This window comes from Arthrobacter sp. TJ-240 (genome assembly GCF_058269195.1).
In genome coordinates this window covers 318,760-327,880 of record NZ_JBZCNG010000005.1, presented here as the reverse complement: position 1 = coordinate 327,880, position 9,121 = coordinate 318,760, and the positions used below count along the sequence as shown (strand labels likewise).

Sequence of the window (9,121 nt, the reverse complement as noted above, 5' to 3'; positions counted from 1 at the left end):
ACCGGTGGGGCCTCGACCCCTTTAACCCCCCACCACCCCAACACCCCCCCACACCCCACACCAGGCGCAACCCGGCCGGCGGACACACCAGCAGCGGTACGCGACCGTGCGATGCTGCCGGCGGCGCGGCCGGGGGCCGAGGGGAGGGTAGAGCTGTGCATCACATCTTCGGCAACCACCGGTGTGGATGAAGGTCCGGTCCGGGCTTCGTGGTTCCATAGATGGGTAGGACCCACAGCAAAATAGAGACCCGCCGGCGCTTCTTCGCCGGCACCTGACGAGAGGACCGCGCTGCCATGGCTGAGCAGGAGCACACCGCTGGACGAGACGGGGAGTCCCGCCGGCCGGGAGGTGCGGACCGCGGAGACCAGGGTGGGTCGGGCCGGGCAGGCCGTCATTCCTGGGGGTCGAAGTCGGGCGGTCACCGCACGCCTTCCTCCACGGATGGTGCGGACCAGGACCGCAGCTCCGGCTCACGGTCCTCCTCCGGCCAGGACAGGGCCGAGCGGGGTGCTCCTCGCGACGATCGTCGGGCTGCGCGCCCGGAAAGCGGTGCGCGAGGCTCCGGCAGCAGTGGTCGGCCTTCGGGCGGGCGGCCTGCCTGGAAAGGCCAGTCCGGAGCTGAGGGTCCGGGTCGCACCGGCGGTTCGTCCGAACGTGATGCCCAGGGCACGAGCCGCGACCGGGCGGCGTACGGGCGCGACGACAGGCCTGCGTACGATCGCGGTCCGCGGGCAGATCAGGAACGCGGCGGCACCTATGGCCAGCGCGACGACCGCCCGAGGCGCGACACGGATCGCCCGGCGCGGACGTCGGATCGCGCCAAGGGAGGATCCGACGGCGGCAGGGGCGCACAGCTGCGAGGTTCTGCGTCCCGTGGAGGGTCAGCGGCAGGGTCTGCGGCGGACAAGCACTCACGGTACCCGGGTCGCGGTGGAGCACCGGCGGATCGCACGACAGGCGGTGCAGAGAAGCCCTGGAAGTCCCGCAACTCCTCCGACGGCCGTGCCGGCAGCGACCGTCGCGCAGGCGGAGGCTCCGACTCCCACCGCCGTCCCGGGGATCGCGAGGACGGTCGCGGCGCAGGGCCCCGTGCGGACGATCGCCGAGGACCGCGAATGGACGAGGCCTCATTAGCGCCCCGTCCGCACAACGCGCGCGATCTCCGCAGCGCCAATCGCCCGGACCGGGAGCGGTCACCTGAGATCGACGAGGACGTCAAGGGCGACGAGCTGGACCGAGTCACCCGCGCCCAGGTGCGCAATCTCGAGGAACGCAGCGCTCTGTGGGTCGCCAAGCACCTCGTCATGGCCGGACGGCTCCTCGACGACGACCCCGAGCTGGCGTTCCAGCATGCGCTGGCTGCAAGCCGTCGTGGCGGCCGTCTCGCCGCCGTGCGTGAGGCCGTGGGCGTGACCGCGTACGCTGCAGGGCACTACGGCGAGGCTCTCCGCGAATTCAGGACCTTCCGACGCATCAGCGGCTCGAATGTGCACCTGCCGGTCATGGCCGACTGCGAGCGGGGGCTCGGGCGCCCTGACAGGGCGCTGGACCTTGCGCGCAGCGAGGAGGCGGCGTCGCTGGACGCCGCAGGCAAGGCCGAGCTCGCGATGGTCGTCTCCGGGGCGCGGACGGATCTGGGTCAGCTCGACGCGGCCGTCTCGGCGCTGGAGATCCCGCAGCTGGACCTCCAGAGGGCGTTCTCCTTCAGTCCGCGGCTCTTCCGTGCCTACGCCGATGCGCTCGACGCCGTCGGGCGCTCCGGCGAGTCCGATAAGTGGCGGCGCCAGGCTGGTGTGGCCGAGCGCGCGCTCGGACTCGATGACGAGCTGGAACCCGACATCATCGATCTCGGCGAGGACGACGATCCAGCACCCGTGCCGGTCCCGCGCGTCGCCGACCTCCTCGGCTCACCGGCCTCGGCCGGCGCCACCGAGGCCGTGGAGGACACAAGCGACGGAGTCAGCGCCGGAGAAGGACATGCGGCCGACGAAGACGACACTGCAGGTGACAGCGCAGTCGACGATGGTGACACCGGGATCGACGTCGGCACCCGCGACGCCGCGAAGCCCGAGCCTGCCGTCGGGGACGAGGACGAGGAAGACGCTGATCCGGCGACCCACCACGACGGCGAGGTCGGGCCGGGGGCGGACAGCGTGCCATCGGGCGTGCAGCTCCCGATCCCGGTCGACGGTATGCCCTCCGATGCTGTGTCCTCCGACGAGGAGCGCGACATGGCTCAGGAGGACGACCCGACGGAGAAGGGTTCCGGCACCGCGTCTGAGGCCGCTCCTTCGTCCGCGGCGCCCGGCGCCGCCGATGTCGATGCGACGGATGATGCGACGGTGACGGTCGATGCGACGGTGACGGTCGATGCCGTGCCCGTCGGCGAGTCCGCGGCGCCGGTCCAGGCACTCCAGACCGAGATGCTCTTCAGCATGGACGACTCCGGGACCGCCGGGATCGCCGACACCGGGCAGCAGACCCGAGGATCGGAGCCGGCCCTCGCCGTCCAGTTCTCGGAGCCGGTCACGGATACGGACGCGGCTCCAGGCGACGCAGCAGCGGGGACCGCATCGGACGATGGTCCCGAGGCCAGGACGGCCGCGCCGAAGCGCAAGCGCGCCACCGAACCCGCGGGGATTCAGGACGACGGCGTCGATGACTGAGCACGCCACAACCGCGGAATCCACCGCGGAGCGCGCCGCCGGGCGCCTGATCGACGGCTACGACGGCGTCCTGGCCGACCTCGACGGCGTGGTCTACGCGGGGCCGCATGCGATCAACGGCGCGAGGGATGCCCTCGAGCGCCTCGCGGGCGAGGGTAAGAGCCTCGCCTACGTGACGAACAACGCGTCGCGGTCCTCCGAGCAGGTCGCGGCGCACCTGCGCGAGCTCGGCGCCCCGGCGACGGCCGACCAGGTGTTCGGCTCCGCGCAGGCCGGCGCCGAGCTGCTGGCCGGCCAGGTGGCAGCAGGCTCGACAGTGCTCGTCGTGGGGAGCGAGACCCTCGCCGATGCCGTCCGGGCGCAGGGACTCGCCGTCGTCGCCTCGGCGGACGACGGGCCGGACGCCGTCATCCAGGGCTTCGCCCCCACGGTCGGCTGGAAGGACCTCGCGGAGGCCGCCTACGCCGTCGCCGCCGGGGCCACCTGGGTCGCCACCAACACCGACATGTCCATCCCGCAGGAGCGGGGCATCGCTCCCGGGAACGGCACGCTCGTGGCCGCCGTGGCCGCTGCTACCGGGAAGTCGCCGTCGATCGCGGGTAAGCCCGGCGCCGCGCTGTTCGAGACCGCGGCCCGCCACTCCGGCGTCGATCGCGCCCTCGTGATCGGCGACCGGCTCGACACCGACATCCTCGGCGGCAACCGCGCGGGCATGGCGACAGCCCTCGTGCTCACGGGTGTGGACACCGTCCGTACCGCCCTCGCTGCGCACGTGGCCGAACGACCCGTCTACCTCATCGAATCCCTCGCGGACCTGTACGAGCAATACCCGGCGATCACGGTCGAGGACCGGACCTACGCCTGCCGCGGGGCGACAGCCCGGGTGACGGGCTCCATGGTGACTGTGAGCGGGCGCGAGGACGACCTCGACAGCTGGCGTGCAGCCTGCGCCGCCTGGTGGGCCGCGCATCCCGACACGGCGCCGGAGTCCCCTCCCGAGGTGGGCTTCGGGACCGCTGGCTAGGCTGGAGGACGGACACACGATCGACACGGGACACGAGAGGACGGCGACGGTGCACGACAGGATCGAGGCTCCGGCCGGCAGTATCACGGGGGACACGCACGTCGACGCGGTCCTGCAGGCTCTCGACCGGCTCGCGCATCTCCCCGTGACCGAGCATGCCGAGGTGTACCTCGACGTGCTCGAGCGCCTGGACGGGGAGTTGAACCCCGAGGAGAGACTCCGACGGACGGGAGCCCATGGCTCGCCTTGACCAGGAACTCGTGGCGCGCGGGCTCGCGCGGTCGCGATCCCATGCCGCCCAGCTGATCGCGGCGGGACGGGTGCTGCGTGAGGGTGTCGTGGCCCTGAAACCCTCGGCCCCGATCCTCCCGGCGGACACCCTGCTCGTCGAGGAACGGGGCGAGGAGTACGTCAGTCGTGCCGGCACCAAGCTCGACGGCGCGCTGCGCGCCTTCCCGGCAGTGGACCCGGCAGGCAGGCGCTGCCTCGACGCCGGTGCCTCGACGGGCGGATTCACCGACGTGCTCCTGCGACGCGGGGCGCGCGAGGTCGCCGCCGTCGACGTCGGGCACGGCCAACTCGTGCAGCAGTTACGCGACGACCCGCGCGTGCACGTCTTCGAGGGCATGAACGTCCGCCACCTCGACCCGTCGGCGATCGGCGGCCCGGTGGAGCTCACCGTCGCCGACCTGTCCTTCATCTCCCTCCGCCTGGTCGTGGACGCGCTGGCCGGCGCCACCGTTCCCGGCGGCGAGCTGCTCCTCATGGTGAAGCCCCAGTTCGAGGTGGGCCGCAGCGGACTCAACCGCCTCGGCGTCGTGACCTCGCCCGAATCCCGCCGCCGCGCCGTCGCCGGCGTGGTGCGCAGCGCGCTTGCGAGCGGCCTGCTGGTCGCCGGGGTCGCTCAGAGCGGTCTGCCCGGCCAAGACGGCAACGTGGAGTACTTCGTGTGGATAAAGGTGCCTGCCGACGGATTGGTGCCTAGGATCGAGGGGGAGCTGGACCGGTTGACCGACCAGGCACTGCATGCGCTCTTCCCACCGCCCGGCACGGCCCGCCCCACAGATCAGACGGAGCTCGATGAGTAGACGAATCCTGGTTCTTGCGCACACCGGCCGCAGGAACGCGATGATCGCCGCGCAGGAAGCGTGCACACGCCTCCACGACCTCGGGCTCCAGCCCGTCATGCGGCCCGAGGAGCTCGCCGACCTCCAGGGGGAATACGGGGCCCTCGTGGCCCCGGCCGAGGCGCTCGGCGACGGCGTGGACTTCGGCGACGTGGAACTCGTCATGGTCCTCGGCGGCGACGGCACCATCCTGCGGGCCGCCGAAATGGTCCGGGATGCGGACATACCCCTCCTCGGCGTCAACCTGGGGCACGTGGGCTTCCTGGCCGAGAGCGAGCGCGCCGATCTCGAGGAGACGGTGCGATGGGTCGCGGACCGCAGCTACACCGTGGAGGAGCGGACCACCATCGAGGTGGTCGTGTGGCAGGGCGACACGATGCTCGGACAGAGCTGGGCGCTCAACGAGGTGGCCGTCGAGAAGGCGGACCGTGAGCGCATGATCGAGGTGGTCATGGAAGTGGACGGCCGCCCCGTGAGTTCCTTCGGCTGCGACGGCGTGGTCCTTGCCACGCCCACCGGCTCCACCGCGTACGCCTTCTCCGCCGGCGGGCCGATCGTCTGGCCGGAGGTCGAGGCGCTCCTCATGGTGCCCATCAGCGCCCACGCACTCTTCGCGAAACCGCTCGTGGTCGCGCCCACATCGGTACTCGCGGTCGAACTCCTGACCCGCACCGATGCCGCCGGCGTAATGTGGTGCGACGGACGCCGCAGCATCCACCTGCCGCCCGGCGCCCGTGTCGAGGTACAGCGCTCGGAGCGCCCCGTCCGGCTGGCCCGCACACGTCAGACACCGTTCTCGGAACGGCTCGTCCGCAAGTTCGAACTACCCATCCAGGGCTGGCGCGGCCCCGCGAAGCACCAGGACGGACCCCAGCGATGATCGAGGAGATGCGGATCCGCGACCTTGGCGTCATCACCGACGCCACCCTCAGCCTCGGGCCGGGCCTGACCGTCGTGACGGGTGAGACCGGCGCGGGAAAGACCATGGTCATCACGGCGCTGGGCCTGCTGCGGGGAGCACGGTCCGATGCCGGCGCCGTCCGCCTGAACGCGAAGTCCGCCTCCGCCGAGGCCGTGCTGCGGCTCGAGCCGGGCAGCCCGGCCGCCCTGAGGGCCGCCGAGGCCGGGGCCGAGCTGGAGGAGCACGACGGCGTGGCCGAACTGATCCTCGCCCGCACCGTGACGAGCGAGGGCCGCAGTCGCGCGTACGTGGGCGGCCGGGCGGCCCCCGTGGGCGTCCTCGCGGAGCTGGGGGACGAGCTCGTCGTCGTCCATGGGCAGTCCGACCAGCTGCGGCTCAAGGGCGCGCCCGCCCAGCGGCAGGCCCTGGACAAGTTCGGCGGCAAGCCTCTCGAGGAGGTCCTCCATGGCTACGAGGACGCGTTCCACCGGTGGCGGGACGCCGTCGCCGAGCGCGATCGGCTGAGGAGCGAGGCGCGTGAGCGGCTCCGTGAGGCCGAGGGCCTGGAAGCGGCCCTGACGGAGATCGGCGACCTCGACCCGCAGCCCGGGGAGGATGCGGCCCTGAAGGCGGAATCGATGCGCCTCGGGAATCTCGAGGAGCTCCGCACAGCCGCGCTCGTGGCCCATCAGGCGCTCGTGTCCGAGGACATCGGAGCGAGTGCCGACGCGGTGTCGCTGGTCGACGAGGCGAAGCGCCAGCTCGAGGCGGTCGCCGAGCACGACGCCGACCTCGGGAAGCTCGCCGAGCGGCTCGCGGAGGTCGGTTACCTCCTGGCGGACATCTCCGCGGAAGTGGCCGGCTACGGGACGGCGCTCGATTCCGAGGGCGCGGGCCGGCTCGAGGAGGTCGAGTCGCGACGCGCCGCGCTGTCCGTGCTGACCCGGAAGTACGCTCCGACCATCGACGAGGTCCTGGCCTGGCAGGAGGACGCCGTCAAGCGCCTGCTCGAGCTGAGCGGCGACTCCTCCCGGGTGGAGGAGCTCGACGACGTCATCACGGGCCTCGACAGCGAGGTGCACGACCTCGCGGCAGCCCTGTCGTCGCTGAGGAGGGCGGCGGCGGAGAGTCTCGCCGAGAAGGTCAGCGACGAGCTGACGGCCCTGGCCATGCCCGACGCACAGCTCCTCATCGAGGTGACGCCCTCAGAGTCCCTGACCGTCCACGGCGCCGACGACATCGCGTTCAACCTGCAGCCGCACCCCGGTTCCGCGCCGCGCGCGCTGGGCAAGGGGGCATCGGGCGGCGAGCTGTCCCGCGTGATGCTGGCCATCGAGGTGGTCCTCGCGGCCGTCGACCCCGTGCCCACCTTCGTGTTCGACGAGGTGGACGCCGGGGTCGGAGGCAAGGCCGCCGTCGAGATCGGCCGCCGGCTCGCGATGCTGGCCGAACACGTCCAGGTCATCGTGGTGACCCACCTGCCCCAGGTGGCCGCCTTCGCCGCACGTCACATCCGCGTCACGAAGAACGTCTCCCGCGACGGCGACGGGGGAGGCGTGACGGCGAGCGACGTCGAGGTCCTGCCCGATGACGAGCGGGTGCGCGAGCTCGCCCGCATGCTCGCCGGCCAGGAGGACTCGGCCTCGGCACGCGCCCACGCCGAGGAACTCCTCGCCGATGCCGCCCGCACAACCGGTCGGTGATAGCCTTGAACTCCGTGGCGCAGCAAATAAACTCCCGGTTCCTGAAATCCGCAACGACCAAGCACATCTTCGTGACTGGCGGCGTGGCCTCCTCTCTCGGCAAGGGACTGACGGCATCCAGCCTGGGTCACCTCCTGAGGGCGCGTGGCCTCTCCGTGACCATGCAGAAGCTCGATCCCTACCTCAACGTGGATCCCGGCACGATGAACCCGTTCCAGCACGGCGAGGTCTTCGTGACCGATGACGGCGCCGAGACGGACCTCGACATCGGCCATTACGAGCGGTTCCTCGACGAGAACCTCGACGGGTCGGCGAACGTCACGACCGGCCAGGTGTACTCGACGGTCATCGCCAAGGAGCGCCGCGGGGAGTACCTCGGCGACACCGTGCAGGTCATCCCGCACATCACGGACGAGATCAAGCGCCGTATGCGCCTGCCGGCCGAGGCCGCGCCGGGCAGGAAGGCCCCCGACGTCATCATCACCGAGATCGGCGGCACCGTCGGCGACATCGAGTCGCAGCCGTTCCTCGAGTCCGCCCGGCAGGTCCGCCAGGACGTCGGCCGGAACAACGTCTTCTTTCTCCACGTCTCCCTCGTGCCGTACATCGGTCCGTCCCAGGAGCTGAAGACCAAGCCCACCCAGCACTCGGTCGCCATGCTGCGCTCCATCGGCATCCAGCCCGACGCCATCGTGATCCGCTCCGACCGCGAGGTGCCCGCGGCGATGCGCGAGAAGATCGGCCGCATGTGCGACGTGGACCTCGACGCCGTGGTCAACGCGGCCGACGCCCCGAGCATCTACGACATCCCGAAGACCCTGCACGCCCAGGGCCTCGACGCGTACATCGTCCAGGCGCTCGACCTGAAGTTCAAGGACGTCAACTGGAGCAAGTGGAACAAGCTGCTCGAGGCGGTCCACAATCCGAAGCACCAGGTCGAGGTGGCCCTCGTGGGCAAGTACATCGACCTCCCCGACGCCTACCTCTCCGTGACCGAGGCACTCCGTGCGGGCGGCTTCGCGAACAAGGCCAAGGTCACCATCAAGTGGGTGCCGTCCGACGAGTGCCAGACACCGGAGGGCGCGAAGAAGGCCCTGGCCGGTGTGGACGCGATCTGCATCCCCGGCGGCTTCGGGATCCGGGGCCTCGAGGGCAAGCTCGGCGCGCTGACCTACGCCCGTGAGAACGGGGTCCCCACCCTGGGCCTGTGCCTCGGACTGCAGTGCATGGTCATCGAGTACGCCCGGAACGTCGTGGGCCTCGAGGGTGCATCCTCGAGCGAGTTCGAGCCGGACACGAAGTACCCCGTCATCGCGACGATGGCGGAGCAGCTCCACATCGTCGCCGGCGAGGGCGACATGGGCGGCACCATGCGCCTGGGCCGCTGGGAGGCGAAGCTCCAGGAGGGCTCCGTCATCGCGGGTACCTACGGCAAAACCACCGTGTTCGAACGGCACCGCCACCGCTACGAGGTGAACAACGAGTTCCGCGACCAGATCGCCGAGGCCGGCCTCGTGTTCTCCGGGACGACGACGGACGGCCAGCTCGTGGAGTTCGCCGAACTGCCGAAGGATGTGCACCCGTACTACGTCTCCACGCAGGCCCACCCCGAACTGAGCTCACGCCCCACCCGCCCCCACCCGCTGTTCGCGGGCCTCGTCAAGGCGGCGCTCGAGCGCCGCGGCGCGAAGGTCTGA

General features: G+C 71.2%; 7 protein-coding genes. All 7 read left to right on the top strand.

Annotated elements, in window-relative coordinates:
• The first annotated feature begins 1,118 nt into the window (after positions 1-1,118).
• The 7 genes from AC4D2C_RS14425 to pyrG are packed head-to-tail and all read left to right on the top strand — an operon-like array spanning position 1,119 to position 9,121.
• Positions 1,119-2,669 (top strand): hypothetical protein, encoded by a 1,551-nt coding sequence (locus tag AC4D2C_RS14425; protein WP_490915540.1) that lies wholly within the window; start codon positions 1,119-1,121, stop codon positions 2,667-2,669.
• Positions 2,662-3,693, top strand: coding sequence for an HAD-IIA family hydrolase (locus AC4D2C_RS14420; protein WP_490915539.1), 1,032 nt, complete (start codon positions 2,662-2,664; stop codon positions 3,691-3,693). Before AC4D2C_RS14425 ends, AC4D2C_RS14420 begins: the two co-directional genes overlap by 8 nt.
• A 49-nt stretch (positions 3,694-3,742) precedes the next feature.
• Positions 3,743-3,943, top strand: coding sequence for a hypothetical protein (locus AC4D2C_RS14415; protein ID WP_490915538.1), 201 nt, complete (start codon positions 3,743-3,745; stop codon positions 3,941-3,943).
• Positions 3,930-4,781 carry a TlyA family RNA methyltransferase gene (locus AC4D2C_RS14410; protein ID WP_490906476.1) on the top strand — a complete coding sequence of 284 codons (852 nt, stop codon included), beginning with the start codon at positions 3,930-3,932 and terminating at the stop codon, positions 4,779-4,781. The genes AC4D2C_RS14415 and AC4D2C_RS14410 overlap by 14 nt, the downstream gene beginning before the upstream one ends.
• The gene (locus tag AC4D2C_RS14405) at positions 4,774-5,700 is read left to right on the top strand and encodes an NAD kinase (protein ID WP_490915537.1); all 927 of its coding nucleotides are present in this window, start codon (positions 4,774-4,776) and stop codon (positions 5,698-5,700) included. Before AC4D2C_RS14410 ends, AC4D2C_RS14405 begins: the two co-directional genes overlap by 8 nt.
• Positions 5,697-7,424 carry a DNA repair protein RecN gene (gene recN / locus AC4D2C_RS14400; RefSeq protein ID WP_490915536.1) on the top strand — a complete coding sequence of 576 codons (1,728 nt, stop codon included), beginning with the start codon at positions 5,697-5,699 and terminating at the stop codon, positions 7,422-7,424. The genes AC4D2C_RS14405 and recN overlap by 4 nt, the downstream gene beginning before the upstream one ends.
• Positions 7,421-9,121 carry a CTP synthase gene (gene pyrG / locus AC4D2C_RS14395; RefSeq protein ID WP_490906471.1) on the top strand — a complete coding sequence of 567 codons (1,701 nt, stop codon included), beginning with the start codon at positions 7,421-7,423 and terminating at the stop codon, positions 9,119-9,121. The genes recN and pyrG overlap by 4 nt, the downstream gene beginning before the upstream one ends.

Coding starts and splice junctions, on each gene's coding strand:
- AC4D2C_RS14425 (WP_490915540.1), top strand. CDS start 1,119: ATGGACGAGGCCTCATTAGCGCCCCGTCCGCACAACGCGCGCGATCTC.
- AC4D2C_RS14420 (WP_490915539.1), top strand. CDS start 2,662: ATGACTGAGCACGCCACAACCGCGGAATCCACCGCGGAGCGCGCCGCC.
- AC4D2C_RS14410 (WP_490906476.1), top strand. CDS start 3,930: ATGGCTCGCCTTGACCAGGAACTCGTGGCGCGCGGGCTCGCGCGGTCG.
- AC4D2C_RS14405 (WP_490915537.1), top strand. CDS start 4,774: ATGAGTAGACGAATCCTGGTTCTTGCGCACACCGGCCGCAGGAACGCG.
- recN (WP_490915536.1), top strand. CDS start 5,697: ATGATCGAGGAGATGCGGATCCGCGACCTTGGCGTCATCACCGACGCC.